25 protein-coding genes and 1 tRNA gene are annotated in these 24,731 nt (G+C 46.6%); 13 read left to right on the top strand and 13 right to left on the bottom strand.

Going from position 1 to position 24,731, the window contains the following annotated elements; all coding sequences use genetic code 11:
- The first annotated feature begins 12 nt into the window (after nt 1-12).
- The 3 genes from QZZ22_RS06030 (at nt 13) to QZZ22_RS06040 (ending at nt 5,000) form a co-directional block, all read left to right on the top strand.
- Nucleotides 13-315: an acylphosphatase gene (locus QZZ22_RS06030; protein ID WP_292463399.1), complete on the top strand. Its 303-nt coding sequence runs from the start codon at nt 13-15 to the stop codon at nt 313-315.
- Between the two features lie 47 nt (nt 316-362).
- Entirely contained in the window at nt 363-1,535 is a 1,173-nt protein-coding gene (gene thiI, locus QZZ22_RS06035) for a tRNA uracil 4-sulfurtransferase ThiI (RefSeq protein WP_292463400.1), read from the top strand.
- Nucleotides 1,536-2,231: 696 nt separating this feature from the next.
- Nucleotides 2,232-5,000, top strand: coding sequence for a FlaD/FlaE family flagellar protein (locus QZZ22_RS06040; protein WP_292463401.1), 2,769 nt, complete (start codon nt 2,232-2,234; stop codon nt 4,998-5,000).
- Between the two features lie 104 nt (nt 5,001-5,104).
- Here QZZ22_RS06040 and QZZ22_RS06045 read toward each other — a convergent pair whose 3' ends face one another.
- Together QZZ22_RS06045 and QZZ22_RS06050 are read right to left on the bottom strand one after the other, a co-directional pair.
- Nucleotides 5,105-5,683 carry a hypothetical protein gene (locus tag QZZ22_RS06045; protein WP_292463402.1) on the bottom strand — a complete coding sequence of 193 codons (579 nt, stop codon included), beginning with the start codon at nt 5,681-5,683 and terminating at the stop codon, nt 5,105-5,107.
- A gap of 174 nt (nt 5,684-5,857) precedes the next feature.
- Nucleotides 5,858-6,643, bottom strand: a complete 786-nt coding sequence (locus QZZ22_RS06050) for a transcriptional regulator FilR1 domain-containing protein (RefSeq protein ID WP_292463403.1) — start codon at nt 6,641-6,643, stop codon at nt 5,858-5,860.
- Nucleotides 6,644-7,193: 550 nt separating this feature from the next.
- Here QZZ22_RS06050 and QZZ22_RS06055 point away from each other — a divergent pair.
- A complete protein-coding gene (locus QZZ22_RS06055; RefSeq protein ID WP_292463404.1) occupies nt 7,194-8,489 on the top strand; it encodes a Fic family protein in 1,296 nt (431 codons plus the stop codon).
- 468 nt (nt 8,490-8,957) lie between these two features.
- On the opposite strand, the gene QZZ22_RS06060 is transcribed toward QZZ22_RS06055, so the two are convergent.
- Nucleotides 8,958-9,455 carry a type IV pilin N-terminal domain-containing protein gene (locus QZZ22_RS06060; RefSeq protein ID WP_292463405.1) on the bottom strand — a complete coding sequence of 166 codons (498 nt, stop codon included), beginning with the start codon at nt 9,453-9,455 and terminating at the stop codon, nt 8,958-8,960.
- Nucleotides 9,456-9,480: 25 nt separating this feature from the next.
- Nucleotides 9,481-9,687: a DUF5371 family protein gene (locus QZZ22_RS06065; RefSeq protein ID WP_015054337.1), complete on the bottom strand. Its 207-nt coding sequence runs from the start codon at nt 9,685-9,687 to the stop codon at nt 9,481-9,483.
- A gap of 447 nt (nt 9,688-10,134) precedes the next feature.
- Here QZZ22_RS06065 and QZZ22_RS06070 point away from each other — a divergent pair, with 447 nt between their 5' ends.
- From QZZ22_RS06070 to QZZ22_RS06080, 3 genes are all read left to right on the top strand, one after another.
- Nucleotides 10,135-10,413, top strand: a complete 279-nt coding sequence (locus QZZ22_RS06070; RefSeq protein WP_292463407.1) for an ACT domain-containing protein — start codon at nt 10,135-10,137, stop codon at nt 10,411-10,413.
- Between the two features lie 16 nt (nt 10,414-10,429).
- A complete protein-coding gene (locus tag QZZ22_RS06075) occupies nt 10,430-11,791 on the top strand; it encodes a PFL family protein (protein WP_292463408.1) in 1,362 nt (453 codons plus the stop codon).
- Nucleotides 11,792-11,864: 73 nt separating this feature from the next.
- Nucleotides 11,865-12,374: a shikimate kinase gene (locus QZZ22_RS06080; protein ID WP_292463409.1), complete on the top strand. Its 510-nt coding sequence runs from the start codon at nt 11,865-11,867 to the stop codon at nt 12,372-12,374.
- Between the two features lie 202 nt (nt 12,375-12,576).
- On the opposite strand, the gene tsaA is transcribed toward QZZ22_RS06080, so the two are convergent.
- From tsaA to QZZ22_RS06105, 5 genes are all read right to left on the bottom strand, one after another.
- Entirely contained in the window at nt 12,577-12,984 is a 408-nt protein-coding gene (tsaA, locus tag QZZ22_RS06085) for a tRNA (N6-threonylcarbamoyladenosine(37)-N6)-methyltransferase TrmO (protein ID WP_292463410.1), read from the bottom strand.
- Nucleotides 12,985-13,087: 103 nt separating this feature from the next.
- Nucleotides 13,088-13,924: a class I SAM-dependent methyltransferase gene (locus tag QZZ22_RS06090; protein WP_292463411.1), complete on the bottom strand. Its 837-nt coding sequence runs from the start codon at nt 13,922-13,924 to the stop codon at nt 13,088-13,090.
- Between the two features lie 47 nt (nt 13,925-13,971).
- Nucleotides 13,972-14,724 carry an ABC transporter ATP-binding protein gene (locus QZZ22_RS06095; protein WP_292463413.1) on the bottom strand — a complete coding sequence of 251 codons (753 nt, stop codon included), beginning with the start codon at nt 14,722-14,724 and terminating at the stop codon, nt 13,972-13,974.
- Nucleotides 14,721-15,791 (bottom strand): iron ABC transporter permease, encoded by a 1,071-nt coding sequence (locus QZZ22_RS06100; protein ID WP_292463414.1) that lies wholly within the window; start codon nt 15,789-15,791, stop codon nt 14,721-14,723. The genes QZZ22_RS06095 and QZZ22_RS06100 overlap by 4 nt, the downstream gene beginning before the upstream one ends.
- Nucleotides 15,792-15,813: 22 nt before the next feature.
- Entirely contained in the window at nt 15,814-16,905 is a 1,092-nt protein-coding gene (locus QZZ22_RS06105) for an iron ABC transporter substrate-binding protein (protein WP_292463415.1), read from the bottom strand.
- 225 nt (nt 16,906-17,130) lie between these two features.
- On the opposite strand from QZZ22_RS06105, the gene QZZ22_RS06110 reads away from it, so the two are divergent.
- Complete coding sequence (locus QZZ22_RS06110; protein ID WP_292463417.1) at nt 17,131-17,268, top strand: hypothetical protein; 138 nt, start codon at nt 17,131-17,133, stop codon at nt 17,266-17,268.
- Nucleotides 17,269-17,288: 20 nt separating this feature from the next.
- Nucleotides 17,289-17,528 carry a hypothetical protein gene (locus tag QZZ22_RS06115; RefSeq protein WP_292463420.1) on the top strand — a complete coding sequence of 80 codons (240 nt, stop codon included), beginning with the start codon at nt 17,289-17,291 and terminating at the stop codon, nt 17,526-17,528.
- Between the two features lie 40 nt (nt 17,529-17,568).
- Here QZZ22_RS06115 and QZZ22_RS06120 read toward each other — a convergent pair whose 3' ends face one another.
- The 4 genes from QZZ22_RS06120 to QZZ22_RS06135 all read right to left on the bottom strand — a co-directional run bounded on the left by QZZ22_RS06120 (nt 17,569) and on the right by QZZ22_RS06135 (nt 20,598).
- Entirely contained in the window at nt 17,569-18,207 is a 639-nt protein-coding gene (locus QZZ22_RS06120) for an FmdE family protein (protein ID WP_292463422.1), read from the bottom strand.
- A 141-nt stretch (nt 18,208-18,348) separates the two neighbouring features.
- Nucleotides 18,349-19,005 (bottom strand): DUF2284 domain-containing protein, encoded by a 657-nt coding sequence (locus QZZ22_RS06125; protein WP_292463424.1) that lies wholly within the window; start codon nt 19,003-19,005, stop codon nt 18,349-18,351.
- Nucleotides 19,006-19,191: 186 nt separating this feature from the next.
- Nucleotides 19,192-19,266, bottom strand: a tRNA-Glu gene (locus QZZ22_RS06130).
- A 93-nt stretch (nt 19,267-19,359) separates the two neighbouring features.
- Nucleotides 19,360-20,598 (bottom strand): proteasome-activating nucleotidase, encoded by a 1,239-nt coding sequence (locus QZZ22_RS06135; RefSeq protein ID WP_292463426.1) that lies wholly within the window; start codon nt 20,596-20,598, stop codon nt 19,360-19,362.
- 545 nt (nt 20,599-21,143) lie between these two features.
- On the opposite strand from QZZ22_RS06135, the gene QZZ22_RS06140 reads away from it, so the two are divergent.
- The 4 genes from QZZ22_RS06140 (at nt 21,144) to uvrB (ending at nt 24,719) form a co-directional block, all read left to right on the top strand.
- A complete protein-coding gene (locus QZZ22_RS06140; RefSeq protein ID WP_292463428.1) occupies nt 21,144-22,052 on the top strand; it encodes a hypothetical protein in 909 nt (302 codons plus the stop codon).
- Between the two features lie 25 nt (nt 22,053-22,077).
- Nucleotides 22,078-22,317 (top strand): DUF131 domain-containing protein, encoded by a 240-nt coding sequence (locus QZZ22_RS06145; RefSeq protein ID WP_292463430.1) that lies wholly within the window; start codon nt 22,078-22,080, stop codon nt 22,315-22,317.
- The gene (locus QZZ22_RS06150; protein WP_292463432.1) at nt 22,317-22,619 is read left to right on the top strand and encodes a DUF131 domain-containing protein; all 303 of its coding nucleotides are present in this window, start codon (nt 22,317-22,319) and stop codon (nt 22,617-22,619) included. The genes QZZ22_RS06145 and QZZ22_RS06150 overlap by 1 nt, the downstream gene beginning before the upstream one ends.
- A 117-nt stretch (nt 22,620-22,736) precedes the next feature.
- Nucleotides 22,737-24,719: an excinuclease ABC subunit UvrB gene (gene uvrB, locus QZZ22_RS06155; RefSeq protein WP_292463434.1), complete on the top strand. Its 1,983-nt coding sequence runs from the start codon at nt 22,737-22,739 to the stop codon at nt 24,717-24,719.
- Nucleotides 24,720-24,731 lie beyond the last annotated feature (12 nt).

Here is a 24,731-nt window from a genome sequence, read left to right on the forward strand (position 1 = left end):
AAATATGGCCGTATGCATAATGAAAATACGGGTGCAGAGACACTTGCATCTGCTACTGTTATAGTTTCGGGTAAAGTTCAGGGAGTCTATTATCGGAAGTTTACACAGGAAAATGCGATCAGACTCGGGTTGGTGGGTTCTGCCAGGAACCTGCCTGACGGCCGGGTCGAGATAGTGACCGAAGGCCCACGGAATGCTATTGAGGAACTGATAGGTCTGCTTCAGCAAGGACCTGCTTTTGCCAATGTGGAAGGTCTGGATGTAAGCTGGTCCTCTCCTTCTGGTAAATTTCCAGATTTCAGAATAAAGAGATAGGCTTCAGGGCCTGGATTAAGTTTAATTAATATGCTTTGGATTGATGCATGATGAACGATGTAGTCATTGTCAGGTATGGCGAACTTGCCCTTAAGAGCAGCAGTGTCAGGAACTGGTATGAAAAGACCTTGATGAGCAATATCGAGGCAATGCTCCGGCAGTATAGTGTATCGTATTCAGCTATAAGTCGTGAGTGGGGCCGGGTATTCATTCATGGTACAGATCCCAACACATCAAGGGTAGTGGCAGATGTCTTTGGCGTGGTTTCTACCTCTCCTGCCAGAACAACTGAAGCAAGCATGGAGGCAGCCGCTAAAATGTGCGCGGAAATTGCTGATGGCTTCATCCGGGAAGGGGAGTCATTCGCTATCAGGACAAGACGTACCGGGAATCACGATTTCTCTTCCCGGGACCTGGGGATAAAGTGCGGTGACGCTGTATGGACAATGCTTGAGTCTCAAGGTATGACTCCATCTGTGGACCTGAGTGAGCCGGACAAGGAGATATTTGTAGAGATGCGGCAGAAACATGCCTACGTATTCACCCAGCATGTAAACGGTGTGGGTGGACTGCCCCTTGGCACACAGGGTAAGATGGTGTCTCTTGTATCCGGAGGAATTGATTCCCCCGTGGCGACATGGATGCTGATGAAAAGGGGTGTTGAAGTGATTCCTATCTACTGTAACAATGAGCCATACAGTGATGAGCGTGCAAGGCAGCGCACTATGGATTGCATCAACCAGCTTCAGAAATGGTGTCCTGGCCGGCCTTTCAAGGTCTATGAGGTCCCAAACGGCCAGAATCTCGGGGCATTCATAGATAATTGTAACCGTGCGAAGACCTGCGTGCTGTGTAAGCGCACCATGTACAGGATCGCACTTGAGATCATGAACATGGAACGTGCATCCGGTATCATTACCGGTTCTTCCCTAGGACAGGTTGCTTCCCAGACAGCAGCTAATATGCATGCTGAAGTCTTTGGCCTTTGTGCTCCCCTTTATCACCCACTGATAGGTCTTGATAAGGATGAGATCATTAACCTCGCAAAGAAGATCGGAACTTATGATATTTCGATAAGACCGGCAGCAAGTTGTGGGGCGGTCCCTCAGCATCCGGAGGTCAAAGCCAGGTTTGCTTCCCTTCCTGTTGAAGAAGATAAAGTGGATATTGAAGATATGGTGCGATACTCTGTGGCAAATGCCAAGGTTTCTAAAGTATGATCCCTGCACAATACGGTCTTCTAAAAGCCTCCCCTAATTTTCGAAAATGCCTGATGCGCACGCTTTTTGGCTCACGGATTCTCTTAAAGAAAGCCCGGATAGTACAAGGTAACTACCGGGTAAATGGGATACACAGCGAGAGTTTCCTGTTATGTTTTCCGTCTCTATCCTAAATCTCTATTCTCCGCGCTCTTCCTGGATTATGTGGTTGATAGATGAAAGGTGGGTTTCCTGCAAAGCCCGGCCTTGACCACTTTGGTAATTAACATATATAATAATATATTATTGTGAGGTAGTAACAATTTATAAGCACTCTTAAAAACCTATCTCCTCATAGCCTCATCATGTTTTTTGTTTTCTGGAGTGCCTGGAAAGGTTTATATATCTTTATTTCTAATGCACAGTTAGGCGCACAAACTCACAGCAATGAATTTTAGCACAAATTTCATCCCTTATCTCTCGTCCATTCCCTCAATTATTCCCGTGCGCCTAAACTCTTTTCAAAAAAGTATGTGCAGGCGTTCCAAACATTTTCTATATAATCATACTGTTCTCAGATGACTCTTTCTTCAGCACCTCGCTCCAGGACTAGTTTTGTTTTCATTGATGATGCCAAGAGCAAATCTTATATAAAAATGAAACATATAATATTTAATAATATATAATAATCTTCTTCCTCTTATATGGCTGGTTTCTATGACTGAATTCCCATGGGATGTTAAAAAAGGCTCCGATAATAAATCCCCTAATGCCGCACCATTTGCTCCAGAATTGCCCGCCTTCCTGACAGGTAAGGGCGAATCGGACGAATCTATTCCTTCGCCTGCAAATTCCATGCCTGATATTCTTGCCAGTGCATTTTCCGGGATGCCGATGGAAGAGATCAAGATCGAGATGCCCTCTTTCGAGAACAAGCCTGAGGGGCAGCCAGCGCCGTTCGCACCACCTAATTTTGGGAATATGAACGATCTCTCCGGAATGTTTAATCAATCTTCAAAGAGTCCGGAATCCGCTGAAGAGTTGAAACCGTCATTCAGTCCGCAATTTCCCCCGCAGTTCTCCCCGCAATCTTCTCCACAATCATCTCCTTCGGGGGATCTTTCCTTCCTGGAATCTCTGAAAACCGGATTCCCTGGTAATAATCAGGATGTGCCTCCAATGCAAGGAACTCCCGGTGTCGGTCAGCTTCCTTTAAATGATACAAAACTCCCTTCCGTGAGTACATTAACTGCTGTGCCTCCCCATAAAGTGGGTAAAAGATCTCCGCCACCCCTTTTCAAATTGCAGCTCCCGGACGAGGAAATACCGAACACTGAAGTTCCCGGTCTATCTGGTGAGGGTCTTACAGAAACAACTGTTTCTCCATTCTCTCCCAAACAGGCAGAATTGAAGGAGGAACAATCCCGCACTCCTGTTCCATTTCCGGGTGCTCTTCCGGAGAATCCCTTTTCTCCATTCAGTAATTCACTGCCTGACTATGTGGCTCCTTCCCCTGATCCGTTTACGGGTTTGGCACACCTGAATGAAGATCCTTCAAAGCCCCTGGAAGCAGACAGCATTTCTATTCCACCGATGCAGCAGCAAAGTCCGTTTGCAGGCCATGCAGACTTCAAGGCAGATCCATATAGCAGCCAGATGCAACCACCAAGTGATCCTTTTCCGGGGCAGGTAAATCCTCCGTTAAATCCTTTTGGTGACCCTACAACGCCATCTGCTAATCCTTTCCCTGATCCTGTCCGGCAGTCTTCGAATCCTTTTGCAACATCGCCTGGTGGAAATCCATTTCCAGGCGGTTCGCCCTCTCCTTTTGATCCGTTTACTGGAAGCACGCCACCTTCAGGTAATACTTTCCCTGGTCAGATGTCTTCCCCTCCCGGCCCGATATCTCCTAAGCCCCCGATACTAAAAATGGACGTTCTCCGGAAGAATCTCGATAGTGCCGGAACTGCGATGAAGTCACTATTAAAGGGTCTGGTTATGGGGAAAAGCCTCATTGAAAGAATGGAGGAGATAAGGGATGAACCGGTTCCCACAGATGCTCCGGTTTCCCAGTCGCCTTTCGCACCAGACGCTGTACGGGCAGATCCCTTTTCAGGCACAGGGGGGGCCGGTATCCGGTCCGGACCTGCCACTACAACAGATCCCATGGAATCTGCAAATCCTTTTGCTTCAAAAGGAGCTGATGTTTGGCAGGGGGCGCAGGAGCCGTCCATAAATCCTGGTAATGAGGACATAAGAAAGGTCATTCCAATAGAGGACCCTCTGATGGAACTAAAGGAGGAACATCGTTTCGATCTTTTCCCGGAGGAGGAAGTCAATGAGAAGTATGTTCCTGATCTTGACAATGATCTGTTAAATACAATACCCGTGGGAAATGATGATGTGGAGTCTTTATCCAAGACTTGTGCCGATAAGGAATTCCGGGATCCTGTGTTCCCGGAAGATGTGCTCTCCGGAGAGGGGCATGAGAAGATAAAAGAGCTTACATTGGAATTAAGGGATATGCGGGAAGAAATAGGGAATGCGCTATCCCGTTTTGCAGATATTGACAGCAATGTACTTGGCCTCTCAGCGAACATGGAAGAGCTTGGCTTTGCAATGGCAGGGCTTAAAGAAGGGGAGCAGCGTCTCGCAGATACTCCTGCACGGCTGGGTTTTCTGGATGAGAAGGTCGTCTCTATTGAAAACGGGCTTGTAAGTGTGCTTTCCGAGAACTCTGGTATCAGGGATGAGCTGACAAAGATAGAAGAGGGTATTTCGGAACTTGTCAATTCCTATACAGCCCTGCTGGTGCAGATGCATGAGTCCTCACAGGAGACCGACGCAAGGTTCTCAAGGCTTGAAGATGCTATGGCAATGTTCTCTCAGATGGAGGACCGCCTGTGTACTATGGAGAAATCCCACGGGGAGTCACAGTCCATGTCAATGGAACTTGCGAAGACGATATCTTCCCTGATGGACGGACTGGGAACAACATCCGGTGACCTTCGGGAGTTCAAGGAAGCTTCGGAGCTTAATAATGCCAGGCTCAAGGAAAATCTCAACCTTATGACCGAGTATGTCGAGTCCGAGCTCACAAAGATCGGGGCCCGAAGTTATAAGGGGTATGGCCAGAGCGTACACCTCTCCAGCATAACCAAGAATTCAACTAACATGAAGCTCTGCATGGAATGGCTTGAGTTCCTGATGGGACTCGTGGGCAGGAATAATCTCCCTGATATCCTTTCTTACTATGAGGAGCTTGGCTGGCTTACCGAACAGGTCAGGTCCGAGCTGATGCATTATGCGGAAGGCATCGACTTCTACATGGAAAAACCTGACTGGAAGCTCACTCCTGATGACCATGTCAAGTCTATCTGGTTCATCGAGAGCCTCGCGGGACTGAAGGTGGACAAGAACCGGCTGTCTGTAATTGACAGGGATATCGAGAGAGTTAAGAAGGGCACTGAGATATATGGAATATAAATAAATAAATAAATAAATAAATAAATAAATAAATAATGTCAAGAAAGTTTGTTTGCAGATGTGGAATCTGCAAACTATTTTAGATTAGTCTGCTTTTTGAGTTCTCATGCAACTGTAGTTGCAGAAGCATCTTCGATCAGGGCGGTCGTTCCTGACACTTCCATTGTTGCTTTTGCAAGGAATATCGTGGAGAGTGGTACTGTTACAAGCAGTCCTATGATAAGTGCTATTGCTCCGATCACGTTCAGGACAGCCATTATTATGTAAAGCACCAGGCTTTCCACCGGGTTTGCCTTTACAAGTTCAAAGGTCTCCTTTACAGCATCAACACCGCCGTATCCCTTGATCACAAGCAGGGGCATACCGAAGATGAAAATAATTCCCACGATAGTGCCCAGGATGGAAGCTATCTCGCTGGCTATGCCGACAACAATCAGGTATATCAGCATATATACCCAGCTTCTGACAAAATTGCCATTCTTAAATCCTTCGAAAACATCATTTATCTCTACAGGCTGGGATCTTGCACCCTTTACTGCCACATTCATAAGCCCATAATATAGCGGGGCTATGGTGACTATAAATATCGAACCAACAAACGCTATCAGCGTTGCAACTGCATAAACTACTATATTGTCCTTCTGGAAATTCCAGGAGCTTTTCAACAAACCTTCATAATTCACAAAACCACATCCTTTTGATTGGTTATATAAAAGGTGTTCTGTATAGTATATAATCTTTTTTAATATTTACTAATTAAAATAAAAATAACTACAGCAACATTTTCCTATATTTTTTGCTCATTCCGGGTTGGAGTTTCCCGGCGAGCTGCTCCGGGGGAGTGATCTGACCGGATGTTAAATTTTATCCACTGGGATGGATTGCTGCCTGTAATGCTCAAAAAGATCCTTGCCCCATTTGGTGGCACTCTGACTGGAAAATGTTATCTGTTTAAAATTGTATTCGTTTTCACATGAGAGCATCCTGAACTTGAGGCAGTGGCCATTTTGGGCGGATGACACAACTTCTATCTCATGAGGGTATCTGTAAAATTTCGACTGCAGGGAGCCTGCGAGTCTTTCAAGGTCCTGGGGTTTGTGTTGCAGGATGTGATCATATAGTTTAGCGGAAAAGATGACTGAAACATCCACTCCATTATCATTCAACTCTGCAAGCGTTTTCGCAGATTCCGGAAAGAGGGAAGAGGCGATGAGATGAAGAAATGCGGAATCCTTGGTCTGATCAATGAACTCTTTATTGGGTTCGTATATTTCCACAGGAGGTGGATGGATGACTTTACCAGGTCCCAGTTCTTCCAGCCGGGACAATAAATGGCCGGGAATGAAATCCAGTTTATGGTTACTGAAGTAGCTCCCATTCTGAATGACTATCTCCAGCTTGTCAAGCAGGGGAACCATTTGCTCGACCACCAGCTTCCCTATTGCCGTTAACGCATATCCGCCATCATAAGCACAAACCAGGTGCTTTCCCTCCAGCACCTGTAACTGTGGAAGCAAAGCCTGCGAGTCCGTAGCTAAACATTCTGACAAGGCATCCGCTTCCTTTGGACTATGCCTTAAAAGTAGAAGTATGTCGGTTGCATCTTCCATCTCTGTTATGGTTTTTATCAATGATTGATCCATGTGGGCACTTCCTTGATCGAAGTCAGTGCATTACCTGAATAAAATCAATATATGCTTTTGTAAAAGAAGCCAATTAAACCAAGTAGCGCAAATAATATTCCTATTATGTGCCTACTATGTGCTGTTATATATACATTTTCTTATTGATTTACTTTTAAGCCTTGCACAAATGTACGGACTTTTGAACATCTGGGACCTTTTAAGTCTCTGGAAAATTCAATGGTCCTGTTACTACAGTTCAACTAAGATTGTTGTGATAATTTAGAGGTGGTTAAAGAGCAAAATAGAGTTTATCTTTCCTAAAACATAGTGTTCATTAATGCTATGCCACACGCAAAAGAAACCCTGGTTAGTGGACTTACTGGTCGACCACTGAAATGACATACCTACGGAGTTCCAGGACCGTCTGGGATTAAAGCCCGGGCTGGTGAGAGGCTGAAGCAGTATGTGCCCCGGCAGTACCAATATCTACCAATATATACCAAATTGGTAGTAACGCTTTTATTTCAATAACTACCAATATCTACCTAAAAGTAACGGATTGGTAGTTATGAAGATACCACAGAAGGCGCCTGATATGTGGGAGATAGTCGGGAAGCATCCTGAGATGCTCCACATGTTTGTTGATCCGCAGATGCAGGAAATGGTTGCAAAGTACAACCGGGAATATATACACTGGGAAGAGCTCCGGCACCGCAAACTACCTGTGGAGGCCGAACAAATGTGGGCTCTGATCAAAAGCGCAAGGACACTGCAAGCCAGACGTGTCGAGTTTGGAGAGTGGACCTTCCGGTATGTCTTATCCGGTGATACGCTCAGGAGATTGCACCTGCTGGACACAAAAGGCGCCGGATATCTTGAAAGCGGGCCAGGAGGTGTGAGTGCTGCGGACAGGAAGCGGTACATTCTTAACTCGCTCATGGAAGAAGCCATCGCATCAAGCCAGCTGGAAGGAGCCGCAACCACACGGGAAGCAGCCAAGAAAATGCTGCGTCAGGAGCGAAAACCCAGGGACTACTCTGAAAAGATGATCCTCAATGGCTATCAGACAATGTGCAGGATAGCACAGATGAAAACAAAGTCCATTGATATGGAAACACTGCTTGAGATCCATAGGGAGATCACACACGACACGCTTGAAGATCCCGAACATGAAGGCAGGTTCAGGGATAACAACGAGATTGTCGTGGCTGATCCTCATGATGGCAGCAAGATCTATCATATCCCGCCTGACTACCGGAAAATCCCCTCGCTCATGGAAGAGTTCTGCATGTTCGCCAGCAACGATGAAGAGGATTTCATCCATCCCCTCATCAAAGGCATTATACTCCACTTCCTGATAGGTTATATCCACCCCTTCACCGATGGTAATGGGCGGTCTGCAAGGTCGATCTTCTACTGGTACATGCTCAGCCGGGGTTACTGGCTCTTTGAGTACATGCCGATATCCAGGATACTGCTGCGCTCCAAAACAAGTTATTCACTGGCCTATCTGTATACGGAAACCGATGAGAATGACCTTACATACTTCATAAACTACAACCTCTCAGCAATAGAAAAGGCATTGAATGATCTCGAGGAGTATATCGCTCTAAAAAAGCAGGAGAATTATGATACAATGCACATCATCGAAGCCTCTGAGAACCTGAATCTCAGACAGGCCGGCATACTCAAGAACCTGCTCAAAGAACCTGACAGGTATTTCTCAATTGCTGAGATCAAAGGAAAGTACAATGTTGCCTATGACACTGCAAGGACCGATATGCAACATCTCGTCAAACTGGGATATGTCCAGAGAATAGAAAGAGGCAAGAGTTATATGTACAGGTATAAAGGAGTGAAATGAGGAATTGAATACCAATAAATACCAATTTGTACTGGATTGGTAGTAAAAACCTCTATGAGGTTACCCAATTAGAATTATAATTTAAAAGTCTATTTCCTTTTTCATTAAGACTACCTGTTTTTCAAACAACTGCCTAGACACGGATTTACAGGATTAACACGGATTTGCAAGGACAATAGACTTTAAACCCCGCAAAAAATGAGATCCGTGTAAATCCCGTGTTAATCAGTGTCTGAAAATATCAATAAAAACGATCTAACAATTGCAAGTTAAGGATGATAAGACCGTCTGAATATCTAAGGCACGCCATTGCTAGTCTAAAACATAGCGTCCATTGATGCTATGCCACACGCAAAATAAGCCAAGTTTCATTATCTGGAATTCATTCTCCCATCAAGTTGCGGCACTCTCTGGAGTTATGTAAAAAAGATAAAAGAATGACGCACGAGGCGTCATAAGTATTTATATTTAGAACCTGACGTTCATGTCTGCAATCATCTGCTGGCTTGAAACATCGACAACTTTGACGTTGACTGTGTCACCGGTTGTGGCGATGTCGTCATCAACAGCAGTGGTGTTCTTGAATGTATCTACATAATATTTATCAGTGCTGTTGAACCAAGACACATACATTACGTTACCTGCATTAAATGTTGAGTTAGCTGGAGTAACTACGAGTTCAGCTACTGTTCCATCAACGACAACTCTGGTGTTAGCAGGTTGCAATACAAGTTCGCCGCCACCCTGATGTTCTATTTTAATCACGGAAAATGTGTATGAACCATCAGTAATTGTTGCAGAACTTGCTCTCAAGCTCGCCTGCGGTGCCTGCTCTGGTGGTCCCATGCCGAATACGAATGCAGCAATGACTGCTGCTAAGATGACAGTAATTGCGACCATCAGGATTACACCGATGACCGGGGATACTGCATCCTCTTCCTTAAGGAATTGGTTTGATTTGCTCATATATGTTCCTCTCTCATTCAAAAGTCTACACTTTCTTTTGCTTCTTTTTCTGGACTACTTTTTCAAGCTTCTTAGCCCACATTTTATCGTCGAGGTTAGTATACTCACACTCGAGATAATGTTGCACTGCTATACTCAGCGCTTCTTTCGTTGAGGACTCATTGCACTTCTTTTTTAGAGCTGCAAGCTCATCCTCGGTGAGTACAGTTTGTGCATGTACAATTTTTACCATTGTATATCGCCTAGTGTTCGACTTTGACTCATCTGACGGGCATTTCTGCCAATCTCATCATTATTATAATAATATCTTTTCTATATATACTTTTTTAATATAAATTTGCTGTTGCAGCCTGATATGGCTACTGCAGCTTTATTTTATATTAGTCAGCATACATTTCGGGCAGGGATGGCGCATCAGGATGTGCCAGATGCTTCATCCGACTAATCTCACATATATGAGCATTAAAATTAGTATCATTAATACTATATATAGTGTGCTGAATTCCTTCTCGCTTTAAACCGTCCGGAGATATCATATTCATAGAAGTATCGCAATTATCATCGAAAGTTCAGGACCGTTGGGAATTTGTTGAAAAATAGCTCATTTATAGGCAAAATCAAAATATGACCTCCTATATTATACATGCAAACATCACTTACATTCTTAAAAGGTAAGATCATGGTCCCAAGTCGTTTCGTAATAACAGTCATAGGTATCGACAAGGTCGGTATTGTAGCAGGCATCACACGGGTGATGGCGGATTTCAACGTCAATATCGTTGACATCAGCCAGACGATCATGCAGTCCCTGTTCACAATGATAATGCTCGCAGAGATAAAAGAAGATAACTTCGACCTCTCATCTTTCCAGAAAGCCATGGCAGCTAAAGGGCATGAGTTCGGGGTCGAGGTCAAAGTGCAACATGAGGACACTTTCCGCTTCATGCACAGGATATAAGCCCGGAGGCCTTTGAATGCTGATCCATCCCGAAGAGATCCTTGAGACCATCAAAATGGTGACCAATGAGAACCTTGACATCAGGACCGTCACCATGGGCATAAGCATGCGCGACTGCTGCCATCCCGATATCGACACTTTCAACGAGAACATCTATGAAAAGATAACCACCTGCGCAAAAGACCTGGTAAAGACCACCGACGATGTGCAGAGCCTCTACGGTATTCCTATCATCAACAAAAGGATATCCGTAACTCCCATCGCCATCGTTGCGGAAAGCTGCAAAGAGCCGGACCTCACCTCCGTTGCCCGGACACTGGACAGGGCTGCCCACGACGTAGGCATAGACTTCATAGGTGGGTTCAGTGCCCTTGTACAGAAAGGCATGACTCCGGGCGACCTGCGGCTCATTAACTCAGTCCCCCAGGCACTGGCAAGCACAAAGAAAGTCTGCTCGTCCATTAATGTCGCCACAACAAAGGCCGGCATAAACATGGACGCTGTGGCCCTCATGGGCAGGGTGATAAAGGAAACCGCCCACCTTACCCGCGACCAGGGGGGTATCGGTTGCGCTAAGTTCGTGGTCTTTGCAAACGCGCCCGACGACAATCCCTTCATGGCAGGAGCTTTCCACGGCATAGGTGAGCCCGAGTGCACCATCAATGTCGGTGTCAGCGGCCCCGGAGTGGTCAACTCGGCCGTGCGCGCCCTGGAGAACCCTTCACTTGGCGACATCTCGGAGTGCATCAAGAAGACCGCATTCAAGATAACCCGCGTAGGAGAGGTCATCGGCAAAGAGGTCGCCCGGCGCCTCAACGCAAAGTTTGGCGTTCTTGACCTGTCCCTGGCCCCGACGCCAGCCATCGGTGACAGTGTCGCCGCAATACTTGAGGCCATGGGTCTGGAAAGTTGCGGCACCCACGGCACAACTGCCGCACTCGCACTCCTCAACGATGCTGTCAAAAAAGGCGGCTCTATGGCCTCCTCCTCTGTCGGGGGCTTAAGCGGGGCCTTCATCCCGGTAAGCGAGGACGCAGGCATGATAGACGCAGTATTACGTGGCTCCCTCAGCCTTGATAAGCTTGAGGCGATGACCAGCGTATGCTCGGTAGGGCTTGACATGATAGCTATCCCCGGTGACACTCCTGCATCCACGATCTCTGCCATAATCGCAGATGAGATGGCCATTGGCATGATAAATAAGAAAACAACGGCTGTAAGGCTCATCCCCGTCCCGGGTAAGACCGTGGGTGACATGGTCGAGTTCGGTGGCCTGCTTGGCAGGGCCCCTGTCATGCCTGTGAACAGGTACAGTTCCGAGAAATTCATCGCAAGGGGCGGCAGGATCCCCGCACCCATACAGGCGCTGACAAACTGATGGCAATTCTTCCACAGTTTCAGATAGCCATCAGTCAGACCGGCGGCCGGGCAGGATATATTCAGGAGTTGCCATGATAATAACGCTGATAGGAATGCCGGGCGCCGGGAAAAGTTCTGTCGGGAAAAGGCTTGCACGCCTCACGGGGTATGCCTTTATCGACACTGACAATCTGATCATCCACGCAGCAGGCTCCCTGCTCCAGAAAATTGTGGATGAGCAAGGTGACATGGCGCTCATAGGTGTTGAGGAGCAGAGTATTCTTGGCCTTCAGTTAAAGGGCAACAGTATCATTGCAACAGGTGGAAGTGTGGTCTACTCCGAAAAAGCAATGCAATTCCTCAAAGCAAACTCGGTCGTTGTTTACCTCGACGTACCCTTCGAGACCATCGCCCGAAGGCTTTCCAATATTGATACAAGGGGCGTTGTAGGTCTCAAGGGCAAGGGCCTGCGGGAACTCTACCGGGAGCGTACAGGACTTTACACATTTTATGCCGATATGACCGTCAAGGTCGGTGCCAGGGATAAAGTGCAGGATGTAGTAACCCGGATTTGGGAAAAGGTACAGGATAAGAAACTCTGAATCTCCTATGCTTGCACCTCACAATATTCCTCTACAAAGATATACTACCTGGGGATCGTTTCCCTACTCTCTGTGGCCTTGTTGATGTCTGGCATCTTTGGGGAAAATGATTCGGACCCACGATATTAAAAAGAGTAGTAGGTCCTTTACACTCGACACAAACAAGTTGTCTCTGTCGACAAATGTGCAGCGATTATCCCTTTTAGATATTTTCAGTACCTTCTTTGGATGACATGTCAAAAGCAGGCACATATGGCTTTATGTCGATTACCGGTGTTTCATCCAGTGCATCAAGACCTTTGACCACCAGCTCTCTTCCTCTTCTTTCGATTAATTCTGCAACGGTAACTCCGATAGGGCTTGGCCTTCCCGGGGTCCTTGAGGCAAAGACACCTTTCACCCCTCCCACTCTTCTCTCTGCTATTAGCTCATATCCTTCTGACCTGTCAAAATAGAAAATCACCTGGATGTGTTTGTTTTCTTCAATTCTATACAGGCCGTCCTCATACTCCTCATTGACCACTATCACACTTATTGCCTTGCGCATCTCTTCCGGGTTTGCCGGTTCACTGAATGAGCTTTTTATCCTGCCTATGCATTGTACTTCCATTTTTACCACCTTTATTTATTACTTACACGTCACTCTTTTTTGGTACGGATGGAATATGAGGGGATACCTGGAAGAAAAATCGGACTTGCCGCTATTAATTCTCCTATGTGCGCCACCACATCTTCACCCTGGTGGAGCTTGCATCGTAGATATAGCCCCCGTTCTCCCTTTTAAGATTCTCTTTCAGGTAGTGCTCAAGTATTGCTTTCTGCTTGTTGTCTGCAAGTGAGAAATGGTTTGATAGCTGCTCTACTGCTTCATCAAGGGAGGAGTATGTTTCTGTGCGCCCAAGTTTGAAAGTTTCCACATCGGGATAAATACTCATGTTGTACAGTACATTGTAAAGCACATCGCACTTCGGCGTTATATGGTATTCAGTTCCATGAAGCTGTGGCCATATTTTCCTGGAATGTATATCCCATGATGTCTCACCGGCAAACCAGTAGAGATAGATGTATCCACAGGATACTGCCTGCATGTCCTCTATGGCCTTTCGGATGTTCGGCATCCCTAAGGAAAATGATGCGATTATCACGTCATAAGGTCCATCAAGGTCCTGCGAAATATCGATATCTTCCCATTTCTTCTTAACAACTGAGATATTGTCGCACCCATATTCGGCCATGTTCTCCTCAAGAACCTCTATCATGCCTTTTGAAGGCTCAACAGCAGTTACGGATCTTACCTTCTCTGCAAGCGGGATTGCGAGTGTTCCGGGGCCAGCTCCAATATCCAGGACTCTGGAGTGTGGTGTGATGTGTAGGGATCTGATGGTTTCCCGGGACCTTTTCTGGTTATCTCTTTGTGACATTTCCCAAAATCTTTTCGCACTCTCCTTTTCTTCCCATATGGATGCGCACTCTTTCCTGTTACTGCACTGCTGATGCCTTTTCATCTGCTCTATCCAGACATCATTCCAATCAATATTCTGAGAATTCATGGTGTTCCTCCTGAATCTTTATTTGCATGGGGTCATGTGGCCGGATCTCACACGGGTATTACTACTGATACATCCATGTAGTTCTGTATGGTGACAGGTACCCCGTAAACCTCTTCGATAGTCTGCGGCGTGATCTCACCCATACTGCCTGCCGCAAAGATAGTGCCGTTCTTCAGGAACAGGAACTTGTCAGCATACCTGAAGGCAAGGTTGAGGTCATGCATTGTCATTACTGCCGAGACATTCTCTTTCCTGACAACATCCCTTACGATGTTAAGTATCTCCAGCTGATTTCTAAGGTCAAGGCTGCTTGTTGGCTCGTCAAGCAGAAGCAGTTTTGGGTTCTGTGCAATGGCGCGTGCAATCCCCACTTTCTGGAGCTCGCCTCCGCTGAGCTCATCAATGTACCTCAGGGCAAGCTCCTCAAGATGCAGTTTCCTGATGGTTGCCTCAACCAGCATCACATCTTCAGTAGTGATGTTCCATTTTATATGTGGCATCCTGCCCAGCAGAATAGCATCAAAGGCTGTCAGCCTGGCACATTCACAGCGCTGGGGTACGTATCCCATGCGTCGTGCAATGTCTATCTGCTCAAGTTTGAGGACATCTTCCTTGTCCACGAGTATGGTGCCGCTCTTTGGCTTGAGGATGGCGTTCATACATTTGAGCAGTGTGGTCTTTCCCACTCCGTTCGGTCCCAATATGGCTAATATCTCGTTCTTCTTCAGGTGAAATCTTATGTCCGTGAGTACTTCTTTGCTACGGTACTGGAATTCCACTCCGTTGACTTCTAATATCATATTCTTCTCCCCTTGAGTATAAGATAAATGAAGGTAGGTGCTCCCAGGAATGATGTCAGTACGGCTACCGGAAGCTGGTATGGCTGCATCATGACCCTTGCCACGGTATCTGCACAGAGCAGCAGCAGGGATCCCATAACGATGCTTCCTGCTATCAGGAAGCGATGGTCATCCCCGATGATGCGGCGCGCCATGTGGGGACATATCAATCCGATAAAGCCTATAACTCCCAGGAATGCCACAATGATGGCAGTTACAAGAGATGACCATATCATTCCCCAGAGCCGGACTCGTTCTACGTTGACACCAAGACCTTTGGCGGTCTCATCTCCTGCATCAATGGCATTGTACTTCCAGCGGTTGAAGATGAAATAAACAATAGAAACCGCGACTATGGCAGTGATAAGCCCCAATTCCTCCCAGCTTGCCCTGGCCGTATCTCCAAAAGTCCAGAATACCATGGATGCCAGTTGCACATCGTCTGCAAAGTACTGGAGGAACATGGTCCCGGCTGTGAACAGTGAGCCCATCGCCACGCCCACAAGGATCATAACTTCAGGCGTTGTCCCCCGGATCCTGGCAAACATCAGTATGATTGCAGTCACAAGCATCGCGAACACGAATGCTGCCACGGTTGTCACATAGGGATTGTTGATGGTCACCGCGTCTCCGATCCGGCTGCTTGTGCTGCCTGCACCCAGGATTATGACAGAGAACGCTGCCCCGAAGGCCGCTGCATTGGATATTCCAAGTGTGAAAGGTGAACCCAAAGGATTGCGGAGTATGGACTGCATCACTACTCCCGATACTGCCAACCCGGCACCTGCAACAATGGCCGTCAGGACCTGGGGGAGGCGGACATTCCATATTATGCTGTCCCACGTTGTAGAAACACTGTATCCTGCAAGTGTCCTTACAACATCCATGGGTGGGATATCCACCGAACCTGTGGCTATTGATAGGATGGAAGCCACAAACAGGAGCACAAGTCCTGCAAGGATGTAGGTTCTTTTTCTGCCTGTGTGCTCCCTGTATCTTGCAGCTATGTCTCCTTCTTTACTGTTCATCCTTTCACCGTGTCCTTGTATCTCACACTTCCAGCTTCGTGAATGCAGGAATACTAAAGGCGTTCAGCATGTTGTCGTAGACATTCCTGCCTACATCCTCATCGCCCCTGCCAACAAGGAACGTGTATATCTCTGTTGCCTTATCCTCGAGTACCACATCCTCAAACCTGTCCGGGTACAGGAGCTTTCCGGCGAAATAGGCATCTACAAGCACAGAGCCCTGGTTTTGCGTGTACCAGTTATAAGGCAGCACCCCATATACTTCCCCGCTCTTCACCGCCCTGAGTTGCCTGTAGGAGTTGTCGTTCTGAAGCTGGTACAGGGCGCTGGACTTGTCTTCGGACTGGGTTGTCGAGAGGTCGACAAATATGACCTGCGGGTCCCAGCCAAGTATACTCTCTTTTGCAACCTCTGCTGTGCTGAGGTTCTTAGGATCGTATGCGACATTCTTTGCATTTACGAAATGGAACGGAGGATACGTGGGTTCTGTCGACTGGAATCCGTGCGGACCTGAGCGGGCTATGCCACCTACATAGCAGGTAATCTTCTCTTCCTCAGGCACATCTGCAGTACGCTCGTTCAGATCTGCGATGGTCGCCTCAAAGAAGGATACGAGCTCCTCTGCCCGGTTCTCTTTCCCCATTACCTCTCCCATAATGCGCAGAGACTGGTACATGTCTGCCTTGTTATTGACCATGTCTCCGTAGTTGAGGGCAATCACAGGTATCCCGGTTTTTTTCTGCAATTCTGCGGGATCATAGCCTGCCGTGGAATACATTTTGAAGATAACCTGTGGCTGTGGGTCAAGCATCAGTATCTTCTCGGGGTCATCATTTCCCCTGAATTCTCCAAACACAGGATAATCCTTGAACTGTGGATTTGCAAGTGCATATGGACGGGCATCGTATTTTGATTGCTGGGCTTCAATGCTGTCCACTGCAACAATCCTCTCCTGTGCCTCAAGATAAGTAAGGTAGCGTAAGGCACCGGAACCGGAGCATATGACGTGTTCCGGGGACTTGGGGACTTCCACGGTTCTGCCAAGGGCGTCTGTCACAGTTATTGTTTCTCCGGTACCGGACTGTGCATTTATGGCGGTTGAAGGTCTCTCCATACACCCTGCAGAGAATGTGATAAAGATTAGCATTGTGATAATCGATATGGCTAAAATCATATGTCTGTTTTTTTGCATTTCATATTCCCCTGTGCTAAATTATAATCTCAATTGCCACCTTTAGTATTAAAATTTTACTATTTATTCATACTTAATGTAACAATAAATCCTAAATATACTACTCTCGTGTTTGCATGATGCGTGATATGTGCAGGAAGCAGGGTCATGAACACCGGCGACGATGCCCTTGTAATGGCCAGCAGCAAGAGCATTTCCCTTAAGTCAAAACAGGGTCTCGATCTTCATGGCGGTATCAGTATCAAGACCGAGGACACAACTGCATCTGACCTGAAGTTCACCTGAGACAGAAGGTTACCATCAAGGTGGACGATTGCCCGGAATGTCCGGAGTGCCCGCAGGAAAATACCGGCTCTGGAAACAATGAGGCATCAAACACTTCTGATGCAGACATGCAGGCAATTCCTGATATAACTGGAACGGGATCCGCAGTAAAACAACCGGAAGCATACTCACAGGTTACAGGAGACTCTGTCGCAGCTCCGGGATTTGGGATATTATTCGCTTTGCGGGGAATAATTGTCGCAGCAAGGATAAAAAGATAAGTGCAGGTTGAGGTCCGGCCTCAACCATATATTTTAAAGATTACCAGCCTCTTGTGTACACTTCAAAACAAGGGATGCATACGAATTCCCCATTCTGCACCCTGGTGCGGGATTCAGCCATCATCTCTCCGCATTTTGCACATTTCAGGGAATTGAATATCCGGGCCTTGTGAGGTATCTCTGCATCCACGAATCTGATATCGAACATTTCCTCAACAGAAGTGTGCCTCATGGTGTGGGATATACCTTCCATGCGCTCTCTAAAGTCTTTTGCTTCTTCCTCGGTAGCCTTCCCTGACATTACCTTGGGGCGCAGCTTGTTCACTTCGGGATCGATGTTGTCTATGTTGAAACTTGCCTTCAGGGCAATCCTGACAGCCTTGCCGCTATCCCTGCATATGAATGTGAAAACTTGTTTTGCATGGTCCCGGTAGATGAGATTGCCTTTGCCTATGGTGCAGCCTGTAAGCACCTGCACGGTGTCGACCCCGCATGCATCGTTCTCTGCAATGGTGACGAGCTCCTCATCGATATCCCTCTCGGTATGAAGTTTTTCCAGGGCTGCTTTTGCGGCGATGTAGCCAATTGTGAGCCCGGGGCAGACATGGCCATGGAACTTTGCTGCCTCTTCGAAGGAAGGTATCTGCAAGGTTGTGGTTTCGGTTGAACTTTCCTGCATATTTATCAGGGATGATGGAGGGCAGTAATACTTTTAATACTTTTCGTAATATCAGATATTACTCTCGGAATGCTTCCTCAAACATCTATCCTACCTTCCGGTTTCATTTAATAAGAATATGCATCGCTATTATATGCTATCTCACTCCAGCAAGATGATTGTGTACTGGGAGGGAACTGCATCATTTAAGGGGAATTTTTGAAGGGGTGTCCCTAATCTATCCAATGTTTTGTCCAGCCGTATCCCAAGGCCCATAAGGCATGGTCTGCGAATTGTCGGGTGGTGGCATGGCCCTTTGGAGCCCGCACAGTTGACCTCGGAATAATCACTGGTGGCACACCATGTGCACATGCCCGGAAAAGTAGCAAGGGCAGTATTGTATCCCAGTTCCCAGGCAAGCTTCTCAAGCTCGATACTTCCTGGCTGTATCCTTTCCTTACGCTCTCGAATCACTGTTTTTAAGGTGTCCTGATGTTTCTCTTTTGTACCTTTATCTTCAGGTGGAATGATGCTGTATTTTACAAAATTCTCACTGATCTCTCTTGAAAAACAGTTATCGGATTTCCAGTCTACAAGCAGCACCCATTCATAATCATTAAGCATTTTCCTGAACTCGTCCACCTGGGGTATGAACGGAGGGCAGACCTGGCTGCCATAACCATTGCAACCAAACTCGCATTTCAGGATTGTTCTGTTCTCAACGATTAAATATTCAACAGGTATTAGTCTGATACTTTTTGCTCCCTGCTCTTTGGACTTCTCTTCCAGAAGTCTGTAATTCTCTTCGGTTATTCTCATCCTTATGTATACTTGCATGGGCGCAGATTTAGTTTCTGCTCTCATATTCTAAATCTCATACTCTAAAATTCTTTCATTAGAGCCGTTATAAATATCTGGAAAATCTGGAAGGGTACACTTATTTGTAGCCCTGACAAAGAATACTCTAAAAGGCTATTAAAGGCGACATAAAAAGAAGTAGTGAGGTGCTCCGATCGGGATTCGAACCCGAGTCGCAGGAGTGAGAGTCCTGCATGATTGGCCGTGCTACACTATCGGAGCAAGTTGTTTCGATTTGCTTTGGCTTAACAGCATCTCTGAAAGTAGTTTATAGAATATTAACCTTTCGTTAAATAATGGAGGGGTATGTTTGTTTCAGGCAAACATACCATGAGGGATATTGTTCTCTTCTTCCGAGACTACCTTATCGTAGGCGTCTGTCAGATCTTTCATGGTTATCTCTGTGCCACGCCTTCTCAGGACGAACATGCCGGCTTCCTTTGTGATTACCTTGATGTCTGCGCCGCTAAGGTTGACAGCCATTTTGGCGATACTCTCAATGTCTACGTCCGGGGCAAGTTTCATCTTGCGGGTGTGTATCTTGAAGATCTCTGTGCGGCCCTGTTCATCTGGTAGCGGAACCTCAATCACACGGTCAAAGCGTCCGGGACGTAGCAATGCAGGATCAAGCAGGTCTATCCGGTTAGTTGCGGCAATGATCTTTACGTTGTTTGTTGCATCAAATCCATCCATCTCGGCAAGCAACTGCAGCATAGTCCTGTTGACCTCTGCAGATCCCGTCGTGCCGTCGTGTGTGCGCATGCCACCCACTGCATCGATCTCGTCAATGAAAAGGATGGTTGGTGCTTTGTCGCGAGCCATCTGGAAAACGTCCTTAACAAGTCGCGCACCTTCTCCTACAAATTTCTGGATGAGATCTGAACCTGACATTCGTATGAAAGTTGCCTGTGCGCGGGATGCAACAGCCTTTGCGATAAGTGTTTTACCTGTACCCGGGGCGCCATAGAGCAATACTCCGGTGGGTGGCTCGATGCCTATGCGCTCAAAGAGTTCGGGCTCTGTCAGAGGCAGTTCAACGGATTCAATGACCTCCTTAAGCACATCATCAAGCCCGCCTATCATATCATAGTCTATACCGGGTGATGTGATGAGTTCCATGACCTGCGCACGAACATCGGCAGCCCTGCTTATTATAGATACTATGGAAAATGCGGCATTGACGCAGACTCTCATTCCTGCCTGTATCTCGCCTTGGAAATGAGTTGGGATCTTAGTCACAACTTCCTGGTTGTTCCCATGCTGCCTTATGAGTGCCATGTCCTTTTCGACTTCCATGACACTTGCGATGAACAGGGGCGGCCTTGTCAGTTGCTCGATCTGTTTTTTGAGTTTACTGGATTCATCGAGGTAAGTATTCGCCATCATGCTTGCTTCAAGGAGTTTTGCACGCATGTTCTCGTTATTTACCTTAAGTATCTCGATCTCCTGCAGTAATGACTCTACATCCTTTTTATTAACCTCATCTGGCTCAGACTGAGCGGCCAGCTTTGGATTCTTAGTGTCAGCCGGTGATTCGGCACTACTGTTAGACATAGGGGCATACTATACGCACCATCTAATATAAACTCAACTATAGGACAATCATAAATCAAGCCTCATGGGTTTGCACCACAAGGTCGGTGAAAAAAGTCTGCCAATATCCGGTCATCTTTGCTTATTTCTCTGTGGTCTGCCCTTTCACTTAAAACACTGTTTTTGACAGTATTTTTTGTTGTACTGCATTTTAAGGTACAATATGACTTTATTCTCTAATTAAAGGTTTGAATGCTGTATTTGTTTGTTAAATCCCTCTCTTAATACCTCTATAGTACAAAAAAGAAATATTTATCTAGCATGAATTGCAGTTATTAAATTGTTCACTGGATAATTTGGCTGTATTAATCTCTTAAAAATATGAAAGAAGGAATAATATGCCTTTAATTGTCCTTAAAACAAATGAGCACTAAAATAAAAGAAAAGATTTATATATTATTACTTCCATTTAAGTAATTGCAAGGCACAACGCAACAAAGTGTTCCGGATGTGTTAACGCAACAACAGATCAAGATTAAACGAGCAACCATTATCTGAGGGGATAAATGGTTTGTGAATCCATTATATCTGAGGGGATGAATGGATCTGCAAAAAGAGGCAAAAAGATGAAGGTTCGGCTTGAGATCATCGATGAAGATGGCATTGAGAGCACAAATGTCGAGTTTGGCGGGAAGCACTGGAAACGGTGTCTTCTTGCATTCATTGACTCTATCGAGGACGAGAACCCAAAACACACCGAACCTTCGTCTGCTTACTCACACACTAATGTACCTTCTAATTCTGTTAATTACAATGCTGTTCCAGGTCCGGTACCTGGTACTAGTAGTGTTTATGATCATGCTGCCCAGCCTGTAATGCCGCAGTCTTCCTTGCAACAGCAGCAAGCTATGCAGCAGCAGGCTTTCTTCCAGCAGCAAGCTCAGCAACAGGCCCAGTACCAACAACAGCAGTCGCCTTATCCGCAGCAGTCTCAGTATTATCTACCTCCTTCGGTGGCCCCGTATTATTACTTTGGACAGCCGGCTCAGAATGTATCATCTATTAACTCCCAACAACCACTCCACTATCCACCAGTCCAGCCGGCTGCTCATGGGGTAATGCCCGTCAGGCAGCGTGTCACGGGACGCACCACCAGCTTACAGGAAAGGATGAATGATTCTTCTCTAACTATCAATGAAAGGCTTGAGCTCTTCCTGAAGTATGAGTACCCGCGTGTCTGGTTTTCCTCGCAGGACATCCAGCAGCACTATGAGCGGATATACGGGGCAATAAAACAGAGCACAGTCTCGACCTATCTTTCAAGAATGTTCCAGAAGGCCCTGCTGGAACGCCGTGGCAACAGGACACAGCGCGAGTATAGGTATATTGGTGACGAGGTTACCAGCCCGCGTCAGACGGTCCCGGGCCCGACAGGTATTCCACAGTTTCACAGGAACTCCATGGAATATGGTTAAGACAGAAGGTAACGTATCCTGAAATATGAGTTTTTTTCAAAATGCCCTCAAAACCGGCATTATTTTCTTATTCCTCGGTTTTATACTTGTTTTCTTAGGCACACTATTCTCTTCAGGTGAAAGCAATAGTGATTTCGGAGGCCTTATTCTCATTGGTCCGATACCGATAGCCTTTGGCTCCTCTCCCGCAATAACTTCTACTATGCTATGGGTAGGTATTGTGCTAGCATTCGTTTATCTCTTCGTGTACAGGAGAGTTCGATAATGTCTTTGATTATTTCTGCAGGTATGTCCCTTATATTCCTGGGCTTCATTCTTATCGTCATAGGATGTATCGGCTCCTTTCTGATGAATATTTTTGATAAAGGAGACCTTAAAACAGACGAATCTGGGAAGAGTGGATCTAAAACCCGTGTAAGGGGCGGTGGCATCATAATGATTGGCCCTGTCCCTATAATCGCAGGTTCTGACAGCGGAAGCGTAAAGACTCTCATAATGCTTGCCATAGTTCTGATAACAATATATTTCGTGTTTTCCTTCCTGTTACCTTTCCTGTCAATCCGGTGATATGTTGTAGTGAGCATGTGATCGTGTTGGCCTGTTATAAGTGTGACAGGGAGCTCGAATAAACATGCTCTTCCGTTGTGAACATGTTTATACAGGTTCAGTCCAATATTAGATTTAATGCGCCAGTTCAAACTTGTGTCCGATTACGAACCAAAGGGTGACCAACCCAAAGCTATAGCCCAGCTGACAGAGGGTATCCGGAAAAACATGAGGCAACAGACCTTGCTGGGTGTTACTGGTTCCGGCAAGACATTTACAGTGGCAAATGTCATCCAGAATGTGCAGATGCCTACACTTGTGATAGCACATAACAAGACACTTGCAGCGCAACTTTACTCTGAATTCAAGGAGTTTTTTCCGGATAATGCAGTGGAGTATTTTGTGAGCTATTATGATTATTACCAGCCTGAGGCCTATATACCCACTACGGATACCTATATTGAAAAGGATGCATCCATCAATGAGGAGATAGACAGGCTGCGCCTCTCGGCGACAAGGTCACTGCTTGAGCGCCGTGATGTGATCGTTGTATCCAGTGTGTCCTGTATCTACAACCTGGGTTCCCCCGAAGAATGGCGTAAGATGTCAATTTTGCTGACCGTGGGAGATGAACTTGACAGGGCATCCCTCTTTGAGGATCTTATCAACATACAGTATGAACGCAACGACATTGAATTCACGCAGGGTAAGTTTCGCTCCAGGGGAGACACTATTGAAGTATATCCGGCTCAGGAGCGCCAGGGTGTCCGTATAGAGCTATTCGGGGACGAGATAGACCGCGTAGCTTACTTTGACCCAGTTAGCGGGAAAGTGCTCCATGAACTAAGGCCGGGCGAGAGCACCATGATTTATCCTGCCAAGCACTTCGTCATGTCCGAGGAGCACATGGCCGGTGCGCTGGAGTCAATCGAAGCTGAGCTTGAAGTTGAGTTGCCCAAGCTCAAGTCCCAGAACAAGCTGCTTGAAGCACAAAGGCTTGAGCAGCGCACCAGGTTTGACCTGGAAATGATAAGGGAACTCGGATACTGCAGCGGTATAGAGAACTACTCACGTCACTTTGACGGAAGAAAACCCGGGGAGCCGCCTTCTTCCCTGTTGAATTTCTTCCCGGAAGATTACATGGTCGTCATTGATGAATCCCATGTCACCATCCCGCAGGTAAGGGGTATGCACAACGGTGACCGCGCAAGGAAGCAATCTCTTATTTCCTACGGTTTCCGCCTGCCTTCTGCGTACGATAATCGTCCCCTGAGATATGATGAGTTCGAAAGGCAGCTTAACTATGTCCTTTACGTATCCGCCACGCCTGCCGAATATGAGCTTCAGAGAAGCAGCGCCGTGGTGGAGCAGATCATCCGCCCTACAGGTCTTGTGGATCCGGAAATCATTGTGCGGCCTGTGGATAACCAGGTGGATGACCTCATCGGGGAGGTACGCAAGGTGACTGCTGCAGGTTATCGCACACTTGTGACAACTCTTACAAAAAGGATGGCTGAAGACCTTACCGATTATCTTGTAGAACTGGGTATCAGGGTGCGGTACATGCATTCTGATATTGATACTCTTCAGCGGGTTGAGATAGTAAGGGACCTTAGAAAGGGGGAATTCGACGTGCTTGTAGGCATAAACCTCCTGCGTGAGGGACTGGATATTCCTGAGGTGGCATTTGTTGCAATTCTCGATGCTGATAAAGAGGGCTTCCTGCGTTCGGAACGCTCTCTTATACAGACTATCGGGCGTGCATCCAGGAATGTGGACGGGCATGTGATACTGTATGCAGGAAACATTACCGGTTCAATGGAGCGTGCAATAAAGGAAACTAACAGGCGTCGCAAAATCCAGGTGGAATTCAATGAAAAGCACGGTATCACACCTAGATCCATACAGAAAGCACTGCAGAAAGAGATGGTCGAGAGCAAGGAATATCCTGAAGCCTCTGATATGATGATGATTGCGGAAGACCTGTCTGCAGTGGAGCTCTCGGACATTGTCATTGACCTTGAATCCGAAATGCACATGGCTGCCAAGAACCTTGAGTTTGAAAGGGCAGCTGAGCTTCGGGACAGGATAAAGGAGCTTCGTGAGAACTATGCGATCTGATTTTCTTTCATG

Origin of the sequence: Methanolobus sp. (genome assembly GCF_016278365.1) — an archaeon.
GTDB lineage: Archaea > Halobacteriota > Methanosarcinia > Methanosarcinales > Methanosarcinaceae > Methanolobus.

Excerpts from the sequence above, each read along its gene's own strand:
- QZZ22_RS06030 (WP_292463399.1), top strand. The coding sequence starts at position 13 with ATGCATAATGAAAATACGGGTGCAGAGACACTTGCATCTGCTACTGTT.
- thiI (WP_292463400.1), top strand. The coding sequence starts at position 363 with ATGATGAACGATGTAGTCATTGTCAGGTATGGCGAACTTGCCCTTAAG.
- QZZ22_RS06040 (WP_292463401.1), top strand. The coding sequence starts at position 2,232 with ATGACTGAATTCCCATGGGATGTTAAAAAAGGCTCCGATAATAAATCC.
- QZZ22_RS06050 (WP_292463403.1), bottom strand. The coding sequence starts at position 6,643 with ATGGATCAATCATTGATAAAAACCATAACAGAGATGGAAGATGCAACC.
- QZZ22_RS06055 (WP_292463404.1), top strand. The coding sequence starts at position 7,194 with ATGAAGATACCACAGAAGGCGCCTGATATGTGGGAGATAGTCGGGAAG.
- QZZ22_RS06060 (WP_292463405.1), bottom strand. The coding sequence starts at position 9,455 with ATGAGCAAATCAAACCAATTCCTTAAGGAAGAGGATGCAGTATCCCCG.
- QZZ22_RS06065 (WP_015054337.1), bottom strand. The coding sequence starts at position 9,687 with ATGGTAAAAATTGTACATGCACAAACTGTACTCACCGAGGATGAGCTT.
- QZZ22_RS06070 (WP_292463407.1), top strand. The coding sequence starts at position 10,135 with ATGGTCCCAAGTCGTTTCGTAATAACAGTCATAGGTATCGACAAGGTC.
- QZZ22_RS06075 (WP_292463408.1), top strand. The coding sequence starts at position 10,430 with ATGCTGATCCATCCCGAAGAGATCCTTGAGACCATCAAAATGGTGACC.
- QZZ22_RS06080 (WP_292463409.1), top strand. The coding sequence starts at position 11,865 with ATGATAATAACGCTGATAGGAATGCCGGGCGCCGGGAAAAGTTCTGTC.
- tsaA (WP_292463410.1), bottom strand. The coding sequence starts at position 12,984 with ATGGAAGTACAATGCATAGGCAGGATAAAAAGCTCATTCAGTGAACCG.
- QZZ22_RS06090 (WP_292463411.1), bottom strand. The coding sequence starts at position 13,924 with ATGAATTCTCAGAATATTGATTGGAATGATGTCTGGATAGAGCAGATG.
- QZZ22_RS06095 (WP_292463413.1), bottom strand. The coding sequence starts at position 14,724 with ATGATATTAGAAGTCAACGGAGTGGAATTCCAGTACCGTAGCAAAGAA.
- QZZ22_RS06100 (WP_292463414.1), bottom strand. The coding sequence starts at position 15,791 with ATGAACAGTAAAGAAGGAGACATAGCTGCAAGATACAGGGAGCACACA.
- QZZ22_RS06105 (WP_292463415.1), bottom strand. The coding sequence starts at position 16,905 with ATGGAGAGACCTTCAACCGCCATAAATGCACAGTCCGGTACCGGAGAA.
- QZZ22_RS06110 (WP_292463417.1), top strand. The coding sequence starts at position 17,131 with ATGAACACCGGCGACGATGCCCTTGTAATGGCCAGCAGCAAGAGCATT.
- QZZ22_RS06120 (WP_292463422.1), bottom strand. The coding sequence starts at position 18,207 with ATGCAGGAAAGTTCAACCGAAACCACAACCTTGCAGATACCTTCCTTC.
- QZZ22_RS06125 (WP_292463424.1), bottom strand. The coding sequence starts at position 19,005 with ATGAGAATAACCGAAGAGAATTACAGACTTCTGGAAGAGAAGTCCAAA.
- QZZ22_RS06135 (WP_292463426.1), bottom strand. The coding sequence starts at position 20,598 with ATGTCTAACAGTAGTGCCGAATCACCGGCTGACACTAAGAATCCAAAG.
- QZZ22_RS06140 (WP_292463428.1), top strand. The coding sequence starts at position 21,144 with ATGGTTTGTGAATCCATTATATCTGAGGGGATGAATGGATCTGCAAAA.
- QZZ22_RS06145 (WP_292463430.1), top strand. The coding sequence starts at position 22,078 with ATGAGTTTTTTTCAAAATGCCCTCAAAACCGGCATTATTTTCTTATTC.
- QZZ22_RS06150 (WP_292463432.1), top strand. The coding sequence starts at position 22,317 with ATGTCTTTGATTATTTCTGCAGGTATGTCCCTTATATTCCTGGGCTTC.
- uvrB (WP_292463434.1), top strand. The coding sequence starts at position 22,737 with ATGCGCCAGTTCAAACTTGTGTCCGATTACGAACCAAAGGGTGACCAA.